The 18,313-nt window shown below is 53.7% G+C and carries 12 protein-coding genes; 3 read left to right on the top strand and 9 right to left on the bottom strand.

The window, feature by feature from the left end; all coding sequences use genetic code 11:
- Positions 1–30 precede the first annotated feature (30 nt).
- Positions 31–3,219: an error-prone DNA polymerase gene (locus FHW66_RS12905; protein WP_255458954.1), complete on the top strand. Its 3,189-nt coding sequence runs from the start codon at positions 31–33 to the stop codon at positions 3,217–3,219.
- Between the two features lie 64 nt (positions 3,220–3,283).
- Here FHW66_RS12905 and FHW66_RS12900 read toward each other — a convergent pair whose 3' ends face one another.
- Both FHW66_RS12900 and FHW66_RS12895 read right to left on the bottom strand, forming a co-directional pair.
- Positions 3,284–5,059, bottom strand: a complete 1,776-nt coding sequence (locus FHW66_RS12900) for a methyl-accepting chemotaxis protein (protein WP_183380217.1) — start codon at positions 5,057–5,059, stop codon at positions 3,284–3,286.
- Between the two features lie 369 nt (positions 5,060–5,428).
- Complete coding sequence (locus FHW66_RS12895) at positions 5,429–5,845, bottom strand: CHRD domain-containing protein (RefSeq protein ID WP_183380216.1); 417 nt, start codon at positions 5,843–5,845, stop codon at positions 5,429–5,431.
- A 348-nt stretch (positions 5,846–6,193) separates the two neighbouring features.
- Here FHW66_RS12895 and FHW66_RS12890 point away from each other — a divergent pair, with 348 nt between their 5' ends.
- Positions 6,194–6,841, top strand: a complete 648-nt coding sequence (locus FHW66_RS12890; RefSeq protein WP_183380215.1) for a response regulator transcription factor — start codon at positions 6,194–6,196, stop codon at positions 6,839–6,841.
- On the opposite strand, the gene FHW66_RS12885 is transcribed toward FHW66_RS12890, so the two are convergent.
- Together FHW66_RS12885 and FHW66_RS12880 are read right to left on the bottom strand one after the other, a co-directional pair.
- The gene (locus FHW66_RS12885) at positions 6,842–9,673 is read right to left on the bottom strand and encodes a PAS domain-containing hybrid sensor histidine kinase/response regulator (RefSeq protein WP_183380214.1); all 2,832 of its coding nucleotides are present in this window, start codon (positions 9,671–9,673) and stop codon (positions 6,842–6,844) included. It lies immediately after the preceding gene.
- A gap of 254 nt (positions 9,674–9,927) precedes the next feature.
- A complete protein-coding gene (locus FHW66_RS12880) occupies positions 9,928–11,595 on the bottom strand; it encodes a methyl-accepting chemotaxis protein (protein WP_183380213.1) in 1,668 nt (555 codons plus the stop codon).
- A gap of 543 nt (positions 11,596–12,138) precedes the next feature.
- On the opposite strand from FHW66_RS12880, the gene mgrA reads away from it, so the two are divergent.
- Positions 12,139–13,173 carry an L-glyceraldehyde 3-phosphate reductase gene (mgrA, locus tag FHW66_RS12875; protein ID WP_183380212.1) on the top strand — a complete coding sequence of 345 codons (1,035 nt, stop codon included), beginning with the start codon at positions 12,139–12,141 and terminating at the stop codon, positions 13,171–13,173.
- An 86-nt stretch (positions 13,174–13,259) separates the two neighbouring features.
- Here mgrA and FHW66_RS12870 read toward each other — a convergent pair whose 3' ends face one another.
- The 5 genes from FHW66_RS12870 to FHW66_RS12850 form a co-directional block, all read right to left on the bottom strand.
- Positions 13,260–13,907 carry an ABC-type transport auxiliary lipoprotein family protein gene (locus FHW66_RS12870; RefSeq protein WP_183380211.1) on the bottom strand — a complete coding sequence of 216 codons (648 nt, stop codon included), beginning with the start codon at positions 13,905–13,907 and terminating at the stop codon, positions 13,260–13,262.
- Positions 13,904–14,821 (bottom strand): MlaD family protein, encoded by a 918-nt coding sequence (locus tag FHW66_RS12865; RefSeq protein WP_183380210.1) that lies wholly within the window; start codon positions 14,819–14,821, stop codon positions 13,904–13,906. The genes FHW66_RS12870 and FHW66_RS12865 overlap by 4 nt, the downstream gene beginning before the upstream one ends.
- Before the next feature lie 2 nt (positions 14,822–14,823).
- Positions 14,824–15,606 carry an ABC transporter ATP-binding protein gene (locus FHW66_RS12860; protein ID WP_183380317.1) on the bottom strand — a complete coding sequence of 261 codons (783 nt, stop codon included), beginning with the start codon at positions 15,604–15,606 and terminating at the stop codon, positions 14,824–14,826.
- Between the two features lie 44 nt (positions 15,607–15,650).
- A complete protein-coding gene (locus tag FHW66_RS12855; protein ID WP_183380209.1) occupies positions 15,651–16,808 on the bottom strand; it encodes an ABC transporter permease in 1,158 nt (385 codons plus the stop codon).
- Positions 16,809–16,920: 112 nt separating this feature from the next.
- Entirely contained in the window at positions 16,921–18,294 is a 1,374-nt protein-coding gene (locus tag FHW66_RS12850) for an amidohydrolase family protein (protein WP_183380208.1), read from the bottom strand.
- Between the last annotated feature and the right edge of the window lie 19 nt (positions 18,295–18,313).

The raw sequence follows: 18,313 nt of genomic DNA, 5'->3' as shown, positions 1-18,313 counted from the left end.
CGTACACCGCTCGCTCCTGCCATATCCGCCATGTCTGCTATCCCCGACTATGCCGAATTGTTTTGCCTGTCCAATTTCAGTTTTCTGCATGGTGCATCGCATGCTGAAGAATTAGTGGCCCGCGCCAGTGCACTCGGTTATCAGGCGCTTGCCATTACCGATGAATGTTCACTGGCAGGTATCGTGCGTGCCCATGTCGCCGCAAAACAAAACAAGCTCAAGCTGCTGGTAGGGGCGTATTTCCAACTCGACTGGAGCACGCAGCAAAAGCAGCTAACACAATCAATACATTCAATACAATCAACGCCCATGACATTGATTGCACTGGCGCAGAACCGCAACGGCTATGGCAACTTGTCCGAGTTGATCACGCTGGCGCGCACACGGGCCAGCAAAGGACATTACCAGCTACTGCCAGAGGATCTCGACACGACTGCCGGCAACAACCCGCACGCGCATCTGCAAGGTCTGCCCGACTGCCTGTTGATTCTGGTCGCACACTATCCGGCGCATGCCGATACCTTGTCAGAGCAGGCTGCATGGCTGGCACGCCACTTCCCGCAACGTGGCTGGCTCGGGCTGACGCAACTGTATCGGCCCTTCGACGATCTGCATCGCGGCGTGGTGGAAGACATTGCCATGCGCCATAAGCTACCGATCACGGCAATAGGGCAGGTACACATGCATGTGCGTTCGCGCAAGCCGCTGCAAGATACGCTGAGCGCGATCCGACTCAATCAGGAGATCGGTGCTTGTGGTTATCAGCTGGCACCAAATGCCGAACAGCATCTACGCACACGCTTGCGACTGGCGAATATTTTTTCATCAGACGCATTACAGCAAACCGTCATCATTGCCGGACTTTGCGACTTCAATCTGCGTGAATTGCGCTACGAATATCCGGAAGAACTGGTGCCACAAGGGCAAACTCCGGCTGCCTACCTGCGCCAGGAAACCCTGCTTGGTGCCCATTTGCGCTTTCCGCAAGGTATTCCATCGCAGGTACTGACACAGATTGAGCATGAGCTGAGCCTGATCAACGATCTCGCCTATGAACCCTATTTTCTGACCGTCTATGACATCGTGCGCTTCGCGCGGGATCAGGGCATTCTGTGTCAAGGACGTGGCTCGGCAGCCAATTCTGCAGTCTGCTATTGCCTGGGTGTGACCGAGGTTGATCCGGCACGTTCGACTCTGCTATTTGAACGCTTCATCAGCAAGGAGCGCGATGAGCCACCAGATATCGATGTCGATTTCGAGCATCAGCGCCGCGAAGAAGTCATTCAGTACATCTACCGTAAATACGGCCGTATGCGTGCCGCGCTAGCTGCTGCCGTTCATACCTATCGCCCGCGTGGCGTGCTGCGCGATGTCGGCCGCGCGCTTGGCGTCGATGGCGCCATTATCGACAAGGTCGCCAAGTCGCAACAATGGTTTGATCGAAGTAGCGATTTACTGCACTGTTTCCGCGAATGTGGACTCGATCCGGAAGGACCACTGGCCCGTCAATGGGCCGAACTGGCGCTGCAACTGATCGGCTTTCCACGCCATCTGTCACAACACACCGGTGGCTTCGTGATTGCGCGCGACAAACTGTCGCGACTAGTGCCGATAGAAAACGCCGCCATGCCAGAACGTTCGGTCATTCAGTGGGACAAGGACGACCTCGAAGCACTCGGCCTGCTCAAGGTCGATGTATTGGCACTGGGGATGCTGTCAGCGCTGCGACGCACACTGGAACTGGTAGGCCAACGCCGCGGCCAGAGCTTCCATATGCAGGATATTCCGGCTGAAGATAGCGCCACCTACGACATGATCTGCCGTGCCGATACCATTGGCATATTCCAGATCGAAAGCCGGGCGCAGATGAGTATGCTGCCCCGCATGCGCCCGCGCAGCTTTTACGATCTGGTGATTCAGGTAGCGATTGTGCGGCCTGGACCGATTCAGGGCGGCATGGTGCATCCCTTGCTACGGCGACGTCAGGGACTGGAACCGGAAACCTATCCCAGTGAGGCCATGCGACAGGCCTTGCAACGTACCATGGGCGTACCGATTTTTCAGGAACAGGTGATGCAGATTGCGGTACTGGCCGCTGGCTTTACACCGGGCGAAGCCGATGGTTTGCGCCGTGCCATGGCAGCCTGGAAGCGCAAAGGCAATTTGGGCCCTTACTATGATCGTCTGATTCAAGGCATGCTGGAACGCAATTACCCGCGCGAGTTTGCCGAGGCGATCTTTCGCCAGATTCAGGGTTTTGGCGAATACGGCTTCCCCGAAAGCCATGCCGCCAGCTTCGCCATTCTCGCCTATGCCAGTAGTTGGCTTAAATGTCACGAACCGGAAGCGTTTCTATGCGCCTTGCTCAATAGTCAACCCTTAGGCTTTTATTCACCCTCGCAACTGATCCAGGATGCGCGCCGCCATGGCGTACAGGTATTACCTGCCGATGTCATGTACAGTGACTGGGACAGTCGCCTTGAAACACCGGCCGGAGAACAATCCGCAGCAAATCCGGCCGTCAGACTAGGCTTGTCTCTGCTGCGCTCAATGCGTCGCGAAGCCGCGCAGCGTATCGCGCAAGCGCGTCAGCAGCAGCAATTCAGTGACCTGCAGGATCTGGCACGACGTGCAGCGCTCAACAAGAGCGACCTGCAAGTACTGGCGGCCGGCAATGCCCTGCGCAATCTCAGCGGCCATCGTCGGCAGGCCCTATGGCAAGCATTGGCTGCCAGTCCCAGCAAGGATCTGCTACACGCAGCCGTGACCACGGAAACACCGCTGCATTTAAGTGCACCATCAGAAGCACAGGAGATCGTTGCCGACTACCGCAGCAGCGGCCTGACACTGCAACGCCATCCACTGGCCTTGCTGCGCCCGCTGTTAAGCCAGCGGCGTTTTTTACCGTATGAGGTAATGGCACAATTTCAGGATGGTCAGTTTGCGCGTGGTTGTGGCATTGTCACCGTGCGCCAGCGCCCGGGGACGGCCAAAGGTGTACTGTTTCTGACCATCGAAGATGAAACCGGCTCGACCAATGTCATCGTCTGGCCAGCCTTACTGGAAAAGCAGCGCCAGGAAATCCTGCATGCCCGACTGCTAGGCGTCTATGGCATCTGGCAAAGCCAGCAAGGCGTGCAGCATCTGATCGCCAAGCGGCTGCTCGATCTCACGCATTTACTCGGCACTATTGCGGTCAGCAGTCATGACTTTCATTGAGGCATAAAAAAGGCCGTTCCTTTTTGGGAGCGGCCTGATCATGGGATGGCATTACACGAGTTGCTTAAAACTGCTCCCAGTCATCATCCGCCCCAACCGGTGCCGGCAACTTGGGAGCAGGCCGCGCCGGTGCAACTACCGCGCGGGAAGCTGGCTTGGATGCCGCAATCGCCGATACCGCCTCTTTCTTGGGCGCCGCTGCTGATGCAGCCGGTGTAGCTGGCGCCTTGACCGACACTGATGCTGATGCAGGCGCTGCCGCGCCAGTCAGTGCAGTACTGGCCTGCTTGGCATCAATCCGGAAAATACTGACGGCATCCGATAGCACGGTTGCCTGATTTTGCAGTGATTTGGCTGCAGCAGCGGCTTGTTCGACCAACGCCGCATTCTGCTGAGTAACAGCATCCATCTGCGTGATGGCCTGATTAACCTGAACAATACCGGCACTCTGCTCACGGCTGGCAGAACTGATTTCTCCAACAATATCTGTCACTCGTCGCACGCTATCGACCACTTCTCCCATGGTCATACCCGCATGCTCAACGAGGCGGCTACCGGACTCAACCTTCTCCACCGAGTCGCTGATGAGCTCCTTGATTTCCTTGGCAGCACTAGCCGAGCGCTGTGCCAGACTACGCACCTCGGAGGCCACCACCGCAAAGCCACGTCCCTGCTCACCGGCACGCGCCGCTTCAACCGCTGCATTGAGCGCCAGAATATTGGTCTGGAACGCAATACCGTCGATCACACTGATAATATCCACGATCTTCTTGGAAGAGGTATTGATTGCCTCCATGGTATCGACCACCTGCGCCACCACTTCGCCACCTTTGACCGCAGTTTCAGACGCCGACAGTGCCAGTTGATTGGCTTGCAACGCATTGTCTGCATTTTGCTTCACAGTACCTGTCAGTTGCTCCATCGACGCAGCCGTTTGCTGCAATGAGCTGGCCTGCGTCTCGGTGCGCGCTGACAGATCCATATTGCCCGAAGCAATTTCCTTGGCACCACTATTAATAATATTGGTACTCGAACGTACGCGGGAAACCGTATTGAGAAGACTCTGCTGCATGCTGCGAATGGCCGAGAACAAACGACCGATTTCATTGCTGCTGGTGGCCGCCACGTGCATGCTGAGATCGCCATTAGCGACCTGATCCAGCAAGTCAACCGCCTCATTGAGTGGTTTCAGGACGATGCTACGCAACAGGAAATGTACCGCCAGTACCAGTGCCAGTGCGCCAATCAGACCAATCGCGACCATCCAGACAACCATTGAGTACTCGCGCTCGCGCTCGGTAACAAGATCTTGAGCCAAGGATTTGATCTCGCCATCGAATTTTTCGAGCAATTTCGAGAAATTGGTACCACGACCATCAATATCGCTGCCATTGATCTTGGCATATGCAGCGGTGTCATTGGCACGCAAGGCCGCACTTGCTCTGCTGATAGCTTCTTCCAGTTGCTTGCCTGCATCGACCAGATCCGCCTTCAGCTTGTCATCCTGCCCCTTGTACGGTGGCAATTTATCAAACTCTTCGATCTGCTTCAGGGCGCGTTCGTAGGTCACCTTGCTCTTGTCGAGCATGGTAGTTTTACGCGTCTCATCGTTATCTTCCTTGAGCGCGATATAAGCCATGTTCAGGGCTGAGCGGGTACGCGCAGTATCCTTGTAGGCATCATTGATACCGATCACGCGCGCAGAAATGTCATGCACCATGACTGTTGATTCATCGGCACGGCCCAAGGTGAACACGCCAACTGCTGCGCCGAATACGATCATGGAGGCAAACAACGCCAACGCTCCCATCAGGCTGGAGCGAACTGTTACATTCCGCATTCCCTACTCCCTATTATTGATATATTGCTTGATTAGCAAGAATTACCTTGATAGAAAACCGCAAAAGCAAACAAAATTTGACGATTTTCAAGTAAAAACCTGAGCGCCATATCTTAGAACAAGCGAGATTAGCTGCGCAATTTTTCTGCACTGTCATTGATGGAAATCAAATGCCATGCCATTGACAAAAACACAAGTAGCGTACAAGGCCCGTACAAACTGGCACAAACAAAAACAGCCATCATTGTAGATGGCTGTCGTTGAACGTGATTGTTAAGGAGGTTTGTGCGAAGCCATGGTGAACCTCACCGGTCGCACCGGATTGCATTGCCGGGGGATGCAATCCCTGCTGACCTCCAGGTTACCTCATTACGGCTTCAACTGCCCGCGCAACTCACCACCCGGATGCGCGCTACTGTGAACATTGACGTATAAATTACCAGCAAGATAAGCGGCATATTGATCATCAGTCAGCTTGGCACCATCCGGCACAGTCCATACGTTGTCGCCGGTCTTCTTGAGTGCAACCAGCACAGGTCCGTTGACGCCAGTGGCACCGCTATGAATATGCGCCATGGTGCCCTCAATGCCGGTAGTGGTAATGCTACCGCTCACGGTCTTGTCTGCGGCAACAACAATGCTGGCCTTTGCAGCAGCAGCAGAATCGTTAGCCGGTACCTCGTTACCACTTTTCAGATCAACATTGGCTGTCTGCGCGAACACCGCACCACCTGCCAACAACAAGGCAGACAACAGGATTGCCTTGACGCATGTCACTTTGCTCATGATTTGCTCTCCATTCTGTTTTGGATAGTCGATACGGCTAAAACCGCCAACGCAGTGTAGTGCATATTTAAAAACCGTGTGCGCCAGCGAAATCCTCAAAAATATTCTATTGAGGAATCGAAAATCAATTGTGCACTGTGGCTAGCCATCGACAAAGCGCATTTCCCCTTAGAAAGAAAACAATGAGAAAACTGTTTTTGAAATAGAATCTCAGCATTAACTATTCAGAATAAAAATAATAGAAAAATTTCTAATCATAGATGAAATTAATTTGATCATCTCCGGCAATTCCTCTGACAAAAAAATTCAATATTCAGAGAAAGCCACTCAAGCCAAGTGAGGAAAAAATTGAGTATCCGTGTCGCAATTCTGGACGACCACCCCTTGATTATTGCTGGTGTGACGTTGACGCTGGAAAAGCTCCCCATCTGCAAGATCAGGATTACCGCCTGCACGATCAGTGATCTGTTTGTGCAGCTGGAAGAGACGCCATGTGATGTGGCAGTGCTTGACTACGCCATGCCGATGGAAATTCTTCCTGACGGCGTACAACTCATCAAGACCCTGCGCCTTCAGTATCCAAAGATGCAGATCATCATGCTTACCACCATCGATCACCCCATGGTGATCAACAATCTGGTCACTCAGGACATTGCAGGACTACTAAGCAAGGCAGATCCACTGGAGCATCTCTGCACGGCGTTTTCCTCATTGCGATTACGCGAGCGTTATTATTCACCGACGATCAAACGTATTCTCAGCTTGCAGAACCCGAGGGTCCATATAGGCCTGCATCTGCTTAGCCCCAAAGAACTGGAGGTACTGCGTCTACTGGTTGGCGGGCTCAGCGTCTCGCAGGTCGCAACCAAACTTTCACGTAGCAAGCAAACCATTAGCACGCACAAGATCTCCGCCATGAACAAGCTCAACATCAGCAGTAATGCCGAACTGTTTGAAGCAGCCTATCGCTACAATTTCAACGCACAAAAAAGCTGATCAAAGCCCAGGGGGCTCACTCGGCAATAGCTTGTCGATTTGCGCAATTGTCTCGTCGCACAGCTGATGGAAGTAATCGCACAAACGTTGATGCTCGTCTTCCTGTCGATCTTTCAGATTCTCACCCAATGCCTGCATTGCGCTGAACAAGGTATCAAACTCCATCACTGCGACGGCACCTTTCACGCGATGCAGCCATGCCGGCAGATCAGGATCCTGCAACGCAGGCATACGCTCCAGATCCTCTATTAACGTGTCACGAAAAATACGCAAGACCTTGAGCTTGCCCTCAGTACCCAATTCGCTCTCCAGATGTTTCAGTTGCAACGGGCTAATCGGTTCCGTACCTGGCAGATCAAATTTCCTGAATACAGCCGTTCTCTCCTCCGCCAATGCTGAATCCGAAACATCGGGTACGCCAGGTAAGAATTTCTCCAGACAGTCAGACAGCACAGACAGTCCGGTTGGTTTGACCAGGCACGCATCCATGCCGGCATCTCTCGCAATCTCTTCATCCTGAGCTCTGGTACTGGCGGTAATTCCGACAACTGGCATGCGCATCAATCCTCCTCTTTTTTCAATATCCCGAATAAAGCGGACCAGCGCATAGCCATCCATCTCCGGCATATGGCAGTCTGTCAGGAGCAAGGCATAGTGCTTGCTCTTCATCGCCTCAAATGCCTCACGCCCATTGCCGACGACGTCACAGCTGAAATTGAGCCGTTGCAAAAATCGACGGATCACCTCTTGATTGGTTGGATTATCTTCCGCCACCAGAATATGTTCACTACGGATAAAGGAAACCTCGGTTGCCACTGCAAGCGCAGCTGGAGCTGGTTTGACTTCCGTGCGTAGCGCAATCAGGCAAGCCTGACGGAATGCCCCCCACTGCAAAGGGTTCGCGTTAAGCTGCAAGGACCCAGATGCGCGCCCTTCCTTCCCGCCCCAGACAAGCTCCAGTTTCTCCGGACGCGTGTTGTTGATAATCTTGATATCGACTTGTGCATCATCAACCACCAGCATGCCCAGGGCAGTCAGATAATTCTCCGCTGCCAGGAACAGATTGCGGTCAGACAACAATACCCGTGCCCGTGCCCCGCGCAAGACTGGATGTGAACAGTCGCGTTCGGCCACGACAAGCGCAAGTTTAAGGCTGGCAACAGTGCCGACATTTTCGACACTGTCGAGAGTAATATCGCCATTCATCATCGTGACCAGACGGCGACAGATGCTTAAGCCGAGACCAGTTCCACCAAAACGCCTGCTGATTGAAGAATCTTCCTGCACGAATGGTTCGAACAGACGTGATAACTGTTCCTTGGAAATGCCTTTCCCGGTATCAGCCACCGTAAAACATAGGTATTGCAGATCAGCGTCCTCCTGTTCCACAGAAATGGTCAACACCACGCTGCCATAGGCGGTGAACTTGATGGCATTGCCAAGTAGATTGAACAATATCTGGCGCAAACGGGTGCTGTCCACAAGGTGTCTTGCAGCGACTTCAGCAGCAATCTGCACCCGCAACTGCAGACGCTTCTCCTGCGCCTTGGCTGACAACAATCCCAAGGCCTGATCACATAGCTGGCGTAAATCGACGGCGGTATAACTGAGAGAAAGATGACCTGCTTCAATCTTGGAATAATCGAGAATATCGTCAAGAATTGCCAGCATGATGCCTGCAGAGTCCCGCATCATCTCCACCAGCGCAGCCTGGTCCGTACTCATGGGCGTACCAGCCAATACCTCAGCCAAGCCCATGACACCATTCATCGGAGTGCGGATTTCATGGCTCATCATCGCCAGAAATTCGTCTTTTGCACGCGCCGCAATATTGGCGGCCTCGTGCGCGGCATCCGTGGTTTGTTCACGTTCATTGGTGATATCGCCCCAATAGCCGTTCCATATCGTCGAACCGTCCGCCTCGCGCCGTGGCACCAGTTGTCCTGACAGCCACAGAATTTCAGTACCATTATCGACACGAAACATCAACCTGGCCGGTTCCAGCGCATTGGCGGACAACATCACAGCCGCAAGCAGCTGCTCCCGGTCCTCGGGCACCACACGCGCCATCGCACTGCGCTCATCTTCCATCATTGCGCAGGCGGAAATACCAAAGAGTCCATCTGCATTGCCGCTGACAAAGACAAATTTCAACATACCGGTATTTGTCAGCTGCAGCTGAAATACCACAACACTAAGATTGTCCGTCAAGTCCTGCAACCGCTGCATGGCCGCATTGGCCAAGGCATAGGCACGGCGCGCTTCACTCTTGTCAATCAGCAGTCCCACTACACCGAGTGCAGTCTGTGATGGCGGCACCATGATCGGCTCCATCAGAAACGAAGCAATACTGTCGTTACCATGCTCGTCCCGATAAGACAATTCCTCAGTAAACGTCCGCCCGCTAGCAATAACGTGATTACCCTCACTGGCAAGCTTGTTTGCCAGTGTTGTTGATAGCGCAGCGGTATCAACCTCAATTTTTCCGACAACATCGCCACGCAAAGACTGGAACAGACTCTCATAGCGCCGGTTCACTGCCAGCAAGCGGCCATCTTTTGCCCTCAGCAGCATCGGATAAGGGACCGCATCCATCACCGCCCGCATGAGCAATCGCTGGTGCGCCAGATCCTGCTGCGTTTGCGCCAGCAGAGCCAATTGCCGTCGGCGCCAGAACAGCAGCAAACAAAGCACGCCGATAAGCATCAGCAGCACCAGCAACGATACCCAGAAATGTAGTCGATCCCAGCCGAAGCGCCGCCCCCAATGTTGCTCGTTCGAAGAAAAATGATGATGTGGGACTTGTACTTCAGAGAAAATCTGCACTGTCATCTGTTGGTGATGCACTGAGGCAAGGGCATTTTCCGCAGATAATAGGGCCACTAAAAAACAGAAGGTCGCGAAAAAAACTCCGTGTCGACGCCACCATTGACTGCGTATATCAGACCGCTTTTCCTTGCTCATTTTCATGCCATGCTCCTGGCGCAACGTCTGTCAACTGGTAGCTTGTTGATCACTTGAAAGGGGCCAGGACATCGCTCTCGGTCAACGCTCGCACGTATCATTTCCTGACGTCTCATCAATCATTAATCAACCCACGATTTCTTGACCGTGACATCCACAGCCTGCTCCCGCTCCTCTTGCAATGCCTTGTTTCGACGCGACTCGCCGAGAATATCCTGGATCTCATAATTGGCCTGTCTCTTCGGTTCAGCCTCCGCCAGCTGGAACACGCTAACCAGCTCAGCAAGACCACAGGCCTGCTCTTTAAGTAAGGTTGCGGTAGCAGCAGCCTGCACTACGCGTGCCAAATTCTGCTGCGTCACATCATCAATCTCAGTCACAAACCGCTCCACTCGCTTAATTTTCGCCACCTGCGCATCGCTGGCGACAGAGGCCGCACCCGTGATCGCTGTCACCTGAGCAATGCTGTCAACAATCCGTGTCATCGTCACCCCGGCACGCTCGACCAGCACTGCTCCCTGGCTAACCTGCGAGACTGATTCTCCAATCAACACTCTGATTTCCCTGGCAGCCAGCGCTGCACGCTGCGCCAATTGCCTCACTTCACTGGCAACCACCGCGAAACCATATCCCTGTTTACCGGCATGAGCAGATTCAACGGCGGCATTGAGCGCCAGAATGTCAGTTTGAAATGCGATTCCATCAATCAGCGCGGTAATTTGCGCAATATGCGCAGAGGCCGTCTTGATTGCCTCCATTTTGTCGACCACCTGGGCCACCAAGTCACCGCCCTCAATCGCTATAGCAGATGCCAACAGCGCTAGTTCATTAGCCTGCCGAACATCCTCACAGCTTTGCCTGACAAGCGCACTCAGGTGCCCCATCGCCACCACCGTCTGATGCACCGACGTCGCCTGTTGTGCTGAACGTTGAGAAAGATCCAGATTACCGCTAGCAATATCCTCCGTGGTAACGGCTATGGTATTGGTGCCAACGCGCACTTGACCGACAATATGCGCCAGACTGCTATTCATTTCCTTGAGCGCCTGCAGCAATTGCCCGGTTTCATTGGTAGAGTCGGCCTCGACCTTCAGTGTCAGATTGCCGTCTGAAATCGCATTGGAAAGCTGCACCGCCGTATTGAGCGGCTGCGAAATTGCCCGAATCAACCAGACCAGCATGCTCACAGCCAGCAAGACTCCACCAAGCATCATCAAAATGGCAAAGGCCTTGAATCGCTCATAATCACGCTGCGCCTGATCAAATTCATCGCGACTGATATTCAGCTGCAGCTCTATGAGCTGGTCCATGGTGGATCTGAGTGGCGCAAACAGAGGTAATCCAACGGTATAAAAAAAACTTCGTGCCGCATCGTGCTCGCCTGCTTGCAGCAGATTTAATGCCGGCAACAGTGCTTGCTGGCGAAATGACGCCATTGCTTTCTCGAACTGCATCAGCAAAATGTGTTCGTCTGCTGTGATACCGGTAGCGATATAGGCGGTCCAATCTTTATCCGCCTGCGTCATGTTTTCTTTGATGATCTGCAAATGTTCCCGGAGTCGAGATGGCGCATCGTGACTGGCGACGGTCAATTCGATTTGATTGCGCAAGATACTTCGAACGATATTATCGAGTTGTCCCAAGGCCACCAGACGGTTATCGTAGACCGTCCGAAATGTGTCATTATTTTTCTTCAACCCCAGCAATGCGGCACCGCCAATCGTCGTCAGCAGTAGCGAAAGAAATCCCACGGCAAAGATCAACCGTCCTCTGATCGTCAAGTTTTTCATTCATCTTCCTGGTTGGTAGCGCGCGTTCATGCAAGGCCAGCATGGATACTGACCCGATGAATGTAGATAACGTGTGGATGATTGCGATTAATTTCACATCGCATTGTCGAGAATTAGGCAAAGAAGAATAACCGCTAACGTTGCGCAAAATAATAGGACTAGAACTAAAAAATAAGGAATGAATCCATACACAACATTCTGCTAATCAGCACTACCGATAAGTGCAGATGCTGGCAATACCAGACGCACTGATTAAGCTTGCGTTGAGCTCGTCCGCACAAAAAAGACATCCAACGAGGATTGAAGACAAGTGCTTCGGATTGCCCCGCACAAACGTCGTTCGCAGGCATCATGCTTAAACCAGTTTGTTTGCGTAAAATATCCTGGCTTGCATTGGCGCGCTGGATCACAGTTATTCACTGATCGCCGCGCGCTGACACCAGATGCATGCATGTTTCAATCCAGGCAAGACGGCACTTGCAGTGCTCATGTACTCCCCTGGCACCGCCCCGATGACTCACACATAATCAGGAGACTTATCCAATGACTTACCAGGCAGCCGATCAACGGTACGAGACCATGCTTTATCGCCACTGCGGGCGCAGCGGTCTGCAACTTCCACTCATGTCACTCGGACTGTGGCACAACTTCGGCGATACAACGGCGCTCTCAACACAGCGCGACATGCTCCGCACCGCCTTCGATCTGGGTATCACGCATTTTGATCTGGCCAACAACTACGGTCCACCGTATGGCAGTGCAGAAAGCAATTTTGGGCAGCATTTCAAACGTGATTTTCGTCCCTATCGCGATGAATTGATCATTTCCACCAAGGCCGGTTGGGATATGTGGCCAGGTCCTTACGGGCAAGGTGGAGGCTCTCGTAAGTATGTTCTGGCAAGTCTGGATCAGAGTCTGCAGCGCATGGGATTGGAGTATGTGGACATTTTCTATTCACATCGCTTCGACCCAGATACACCGCTCGAAGAAACCATGAGCGCACTCGCTACCGCAGTCCAACAAGGCAAAGCCCTGTATGTCGGTGTCTCGTCGTATTCGCCACAAAAGACCCAGGAAGCCGCCAGTCTGCTCAAGCAATGGCACATTCCCTGCCTGATTCATCAGCCCTCCTACAACATGTTCAATCGCTGGATTGAAAAGGGTCTGCTCGATACGCTGCAGCAGCAAGGCATGGGCTGCATTACCTTCACCGCATTGGCACAAGGTTTGTTGAGCGACAAATACCTCAACGGTATCCCGTCCGATGCGCGCGTCAATCGCGAAGGGGGAGGTTCACTCAAGAACGACCACCTCAGCCCGGAAAACCTGGCACGTGTAAGAGCCCTCAACACTATTGCTGCAGCACGCGGACAAACGCTGGCACAAATGGCACTGGCCTGGGTCTTACGCGATCCGCGAGTGACGTCAACCCTGATTGGTGCCAGCAGCAGCAAACAAATCCGGGAAAACGTGGCAGCACTCGCACGGCTGGATTTCACAGCACAAGAGTTGGCGGCAATCGACGCCCAGGCTCAGGATGGACATGTCGATTTGTGGAATGTTTCTTCCCGTCATTGATGATCGCGACGGACAATACATAACAAACGGCGCGGACTAATTCAGCAGTCCGCGCCGCTTGCATTCAGGCAGCATTCATTCCTTTGTCACCTTTTCATATTCACACGGGGCTGAGCTATCACCCACCCAATCACTTGCGTCGCCAGTGCATCACTTGCCTGACCAAAAGCGGTAACGACTTCTTCCAGCTGCACACCAACGGCTGCCTGCTGTACCTCAAACGTTTGTATTGCCACAATGCGACGGCTGGCCTGATCGATCAGGCTGGCACTGAATCTGATCACCACTATTGGCTTGCCATCGTGGTACTCGCTCTGGAAGGAAATCAAATCACCAATGAGCTCCTGATCTGCCATCACACTGCTGTCATCGCTGGATAGGTAAGGTATCCGCCCATCTGCGAGAAATGCCTGCAACAAGCGATTACGCAATAAAACAGGTGCCGGGTCGGTCCAACGTGCATTCGCATAAAACTGGACCAGATTATTCTCTGGCAACACCAGGATGCGATCACTATCGAGAATCCGGCTGCCATTGGGCGTCACAATCCGTAATGAATGACCATGAACATCGTCGCTGGCCGCCGTGCTCTGGATCGAAACACCCTGCCCACCGGATACCATCGGCGGTAATCGATAAGCCGCCACTGGCTCACTTTTGGGCAAGATGCTGCATGCTGTCATCAGGAGCAACAAACAGAGCGTCGAAAATGCACGAACCGGGAATGGATTCATGGCGCGAACTCCTGAAGATTGTCTCGTCCCAGCAAGAATCGGCGCGGGTTATTTTCCATACTGCGCGCAATAGATCGCACCGAGGCCAAGGTTCCTCGCAGCTCAACCAGCATCGGCCCAATTTCCGCAATACTTTGCACGCCGTTCTTGAGGGTTCCCTGGTTTTCGGAAATCAATGTTTCAATCTGCTTGCTGCTGACGGCCAGCGATGTTGTCGCCTGCTGCAAATTGTGCATCGCTTCGGTCCCCGGCCCAGACAACAGATGATTGGTCTGTAACATCACCAGATTGGTCTGATACGAGACGTTCTTCATTTGCCGCACCAACTCACCAAAATGATCGCGTTGCTGCGCCAGTGCACCACTGAGCTGTGCCAGATGCTCCAGACTCAGTGCCAGATTTCGCGCATTGTCAGGACTCATGAATTGCTGTGCGTTGCTCAGTATCGTATTGAGATTGTTCATGATGTCTTCGCCATTGGACAACGCAGCAGTCAACGTCGAAGGTACCGCGACGATCACCGGGTCGTCATCGTTCTTGCTGACCAGAAGTGGACTTTCCGGCGCGCCGTTGGTCAACTGAATCACGGAAGTGCCAGTAATACCGGCAGGTATCAGTTTGGCGCCGGTATCCTGTCTGATCGGGATATGCCCCACAACCCGAATCCGTGCCAGCACACGTCGCGTATCATTGGGATCCAGTGTCAGTTGCACGACATCGCCAACCTTGATACCACTGTACTGAACGGTGCTTCCCCGGGAAAGTCCATTCACGGCTTGATTGAAGATGACAGTATAAAAATTCACGCTCCTGTCCCCTCCTAATCCACTGAGCCACAAGCTAAAAAGCAGTGCGGCAACGACTACTGCCACCGTGAACACGCCGATCAGGACGTGATGCGCGCGAGATTCCATGATTACTCCTTCTGTAGCGACAGTGCAGCCTTACTGGCCGCGCGACCGCGAGGCCCTTGAAAATAATCTTGTATCCAGGGATCGTCGGTGGCCGCCACCGTAGCAATGTCGGCAACCACCAGTACCCGTTTCGCAGACAGCACCGCAATCCGATCACATATCGCATACAACGTATCAAGATCGTGAGTCACCAAAAAGACAGTGAGGCCAAGTGCATCACGCAAGGTCATGATCAAACGATCAAATGCGGAGGCACCGATAGGATCAAGTCCGGCCGTAGGCTCGTCGAGAAACAAAATATCAGGATCAAGTGCCAGCGCCCGGGCCAGCGCAGCGCGCTTGACCATCCCGCCCGATAGTTGCGCGGGCGTTTTAGCGCCTGCCTCGGGCGGCAAGCCCGACAATGCCAGTTTGATTGCAGCCAGATGCTGCGCTTCGGCACGTGTCATCCCGCCATATTCGATCAAAGGCAAAGCGACGTTTTCAAGAACAGTCAGCGACGAAAACAAGGCACCGCGCTGAAATAACACGCCAAAGCGTCGCTCGTAACGTGAACGTTGTGATGCCGACAGCAACGACAAATCCTGGCCAAACACCTGTACGCTGCCAGCCGTTGGTGCTTGCAGCCCGACGATGCTGCGTAACAGTACAGATTTCCCGGTTCCCGATCCGCCAACAACGCCGAGTATTTCACCCTGACCGACAGACAGATCGAGCTGATCATGGATGGTATGTTTGCCAAAACGGTTGACCAGTCCGCGCACCTCAATAATCGCCGGTGCCATCTTCTGCGCTTGATGACTGGCAGGATTGTTTGCCGAATCGATGGTCACCATCCCATCTCCATATAAAACAACGCCGCCAGCGCATCGATCAAGATCACCAGAAAAATCGACTGCACCACGCTCGAGGTCGTATGCGCCCCCACTGACTGCGCACTTCCGCTGACCTTGAATCCTTCCAGACAACCAATCAGCGCAACGACACAGGCAAACACAGGCGCCTTTGCCATGCCCAAAAAGAAATGACGGATCCCGACATTCTGGTGCAGCAATGTCAGGAACATGGTCGGATTGATATCCAGCACAAACGCACACACCACAGCGCCGCCAAGCAAACCCGCCATCATGGCAATGAACGTCAGTAACGGCATCGCCACCAGCAAGGCCAGCATCCGCGGCAACACCAGCAGATTGACCGGATCCAGTCCGAGGGCACGAATCGCGTCAATTTCCTCATTGGCTTTCATCGCGCCAATCTGCGCAGTAAATGCACTGGCTGTACGTCCTGCCATCAAAATCGCAGTCAGCAGCACTGCGAATTCACGCAAAAATGAAAAGGCCACCAGATCAACCGTAAAGATAGCGGCACCAAAACTGACCAGCACGGTGGCACCAAGAAAGGCGACCACGGCACCCACCATAAAATTGAGCAGTGCCACAATCGGCACCGCATCAAGGCAGGTTTGTTCCAGCTGCGCCACCGTCGCAGTGACCCGCCATTGCGACGGTTTCAACATATCCCGCAGCAAGGTCTGCAAGGTCAATCCGATAAATCCCAGCAATGCGACAAGCATGTTGCCCGCGTCGCAGACGGCAGCACCGATGCGCACCAGCATGTCACTAAGCCAGCTATAGCGCGGAACAACGCCGTCACCAGCGGTCAGAGTTGACGTCGCCACCATGGCCAGCAAGGATTTCCAGGCGGCCGGCAAATCGCTCTGGGTCTGCGCCAGGCGCTGTGCACGGTCTGTCCCAAGCAGCTTGGTCAACAGGGCGGCTCCCGCAGTATCCAGTGCCGTCAACTGCTGCACACAAATAGAAAGAGCATCATCAGATGGCAGCTGCAACGCAACGATTTGTTGCTGCAGACTACGATAGTTGGCAAGCGTCCATTCACCGCCCACCTTCAACTGCTGCTGGCTGGACGACTGCTCCAGATGCAGCGTAGCGGCTAAGGTAGCAGTGCTGCGGACAACGACTGACATCAATCCCCCTGGCTGTGAGCTGCAGACATCACGATGATGTCCATATGCCGCGATGTTATGCCAGCGGGTTCAGTTTGTCGGCTCTGATATCGAAGTCTGCGGCATCACCCTGTCAAATTGCACCGCGACTTACGGCGCGCTGATTCTTTAGCCAGGCTTCACGTCGCTCAAACAAACCAGGAACCACGGCGTTGGCATCCGCGATGAGGCTCGCGATACTGGCGGTTTTAAGATGGCCATCCTCAACCACAATCTGCCCTGCCACCATCGTCAACTCGACATCTCCACCCTGCACAGCGTGTACCAGGTTGTGATGAAGATTCAGATATTTTCCACACAAGAGCGGTGTCATGCGAGGTGTATTCGTACGAACCGCAATGACATCGGCTGCCTTACCAACTTCCAGACTGCCAATTTGCTGCTCCAGGCCCAATGTGCGCGCACCGCCAATGGTCGCCATACGACAGACTTCCCAAGAGTCCAGTGCGGCGGCATTCATGGATGACACCTTGGTGAGTAGAGACGCAAATTTCATCTCCTCGAACATATCCAGATTATTATTTTCCTTTTCGCCATCCGTACCGAGACCCACCGCGATCCCTGCGGCCAACAGCTTCTCTATCGGAGCGACACCGCTGGCGAGCTTCATATTGCTGGTGGGATTATGGATGACGCCGATATTGCCTCTCTCGGCGAGCAGGGAAATTTCTGCATCATCGAGCCAGCATCCATGCGCCAGCATCACCCGAGGCGCGTCGAGCAAACCAAATTTTTCTAGCGCCTGGACGGGACGAAGGCCATAGCGCTTTTGCGTTTCGACCACGTCAAACTGACTTTCATTGCTATGGGTATGCAGGCCGACACCATAGTCGCGACACATTGCAGTAGCCCGCTTCCAGGCTTGCGGCACAGCGTAAAACATATGCTCCAGACCAACCCAGACCTGAATACGACCATTGGCCTGACCATGCCAGGTCTTGATCACCTCTTCATTACTCTGGAGAGTCTCAAAATAATCATGATCGGGATGCTCCGCCACGTAGGGCACAAGAGTCGCGCGAATCCCCAGCTCCTTGGCGGCAAGCGCGCTCCCGTGCATGAACCGCCACATATCCACGATGGTCGTTGTACCCGACAGCAGCGCCTCTGCGTAACACAGGCGCGACGCAATTTCAGCTTCTTGCGGCGTCAATACCCGGTGCATGGGATCGATAAACTCCTGCAGCCATTGCCAGACCGGAAGTCCCTCTGCCGTCCCTCGCAAAATACCCGAATGACAATGCCCATTGACCAGCCCCGGCATCAATAGCCGATTTGGCAACGAGCGTACGGTCGCCTCCTGATGTCGAGCGCGCACGCTCGCTGCCGCCCCTATATCGAGGATGATTCCCGTGACCGTATCCACGACTACCGCGCCATCCGTGATGACTTCATTGCCAGGGGTCATGGGAATGACATGGTCTGCCTGCAATAACAATTTGCGCATCTTTTACTCCATTCGGTAA

Source organism: Herbaspirillum sp. Sphag64, assembly GCF_014192645.1.
Taxonomy (GTDB): Bacteria; Pseudomonadota; Gammaproteobacteria; order Burkholderiales; family Burkholderiaceae_D; genus Herbaspirillum.
The sequence above is the reverse complement of the archived record's forward strand: the minus strand, read 5'-3'. Positions and strand labels throughout refer to the sequence as shown.

Excerpts from the sequence above, each read along its gene's own strand:
- FHW66_RS12895 (WP_183380216.1), bottom strand. The coding sequence starts at position 5,845 with ATGAGCAAAGTGACATGCGTCAAGGCAATCCTGTTGTCTGCCTTGTTG.
- FHW66_RS12885 (WP_183380214.1), bottom strand. The coding sequence starts at position 9,673 with ATGACAGTGCAGATTTTCTCTGAAGTACAAGTCCCACATCATCATTTT.
- FHW66_RS12900 (WP_183380217.1), bottom strand. The coding sequence starts at position 5,059 with ATGCGGAATGTAACAGTTCGCTCCAGCCTGATGGGAGCGTTGGCGTTG.
- FHW66_RS12850 (WP_183380208.1), bottom strand. The coding sequence starts at position 18,294 with ATGCGCAAATTGTTATTGCAGGCAGACCATGTCATTCCCATGACCCCT.
- mgrA (WP_183380212.1), top strand. The coding sequence starts at position 12,139 with ATGACTTACCAGGCAGCCGATCAACGGTACGAGACCATGCTTTATCGC.
- FHW66_RS12865 (WP_183380210.1), bottom strand. The coding sequence starts at position 14,821 with ATGGAATCTCGCGCGCATCACGTCCTGATCGGCGTGTTCACGGTGGCA.
- FHW66_RS12880 (WP_183380213.1), bottom strand. The coding sequence starts at position 11,595 with ATGAAAAACTTGACGATCAGAGGACGGTTGATCTTTGCCGTGGGATTT.
- FHW66_RS12860 (WP_183380317.1), bottom strand. The coding sequence starts at position 15,606 with ATGGCACCGGCGATTATTGAGGTGCGCGGACTGGTCAACCGTTTTGGC.
- FHW66_RS12870 (WP_183380211.1), bottom strand. The coding sequence starts at position 13,907 with ATGAATCCATTCCCGGTTCGTGCATTTTCGACGCTCTGTTTGTTGCTC.
- FHW66_RS12905 (WP_255458954.1), top strand. The coding sequence starts at position 31 with ATGTCTGCTATCCCCGACTATGCCGAATTGTTTTGCCTGTCCAATTTC.
- FHW66_RS12855 (WP_183380209.1), bottom strand. The coding sequence starts at position 16,808 with ATGTCAGTCGTTGTCCGCAGCACTGCTACCTTAGCCGCTACGCTGCAT.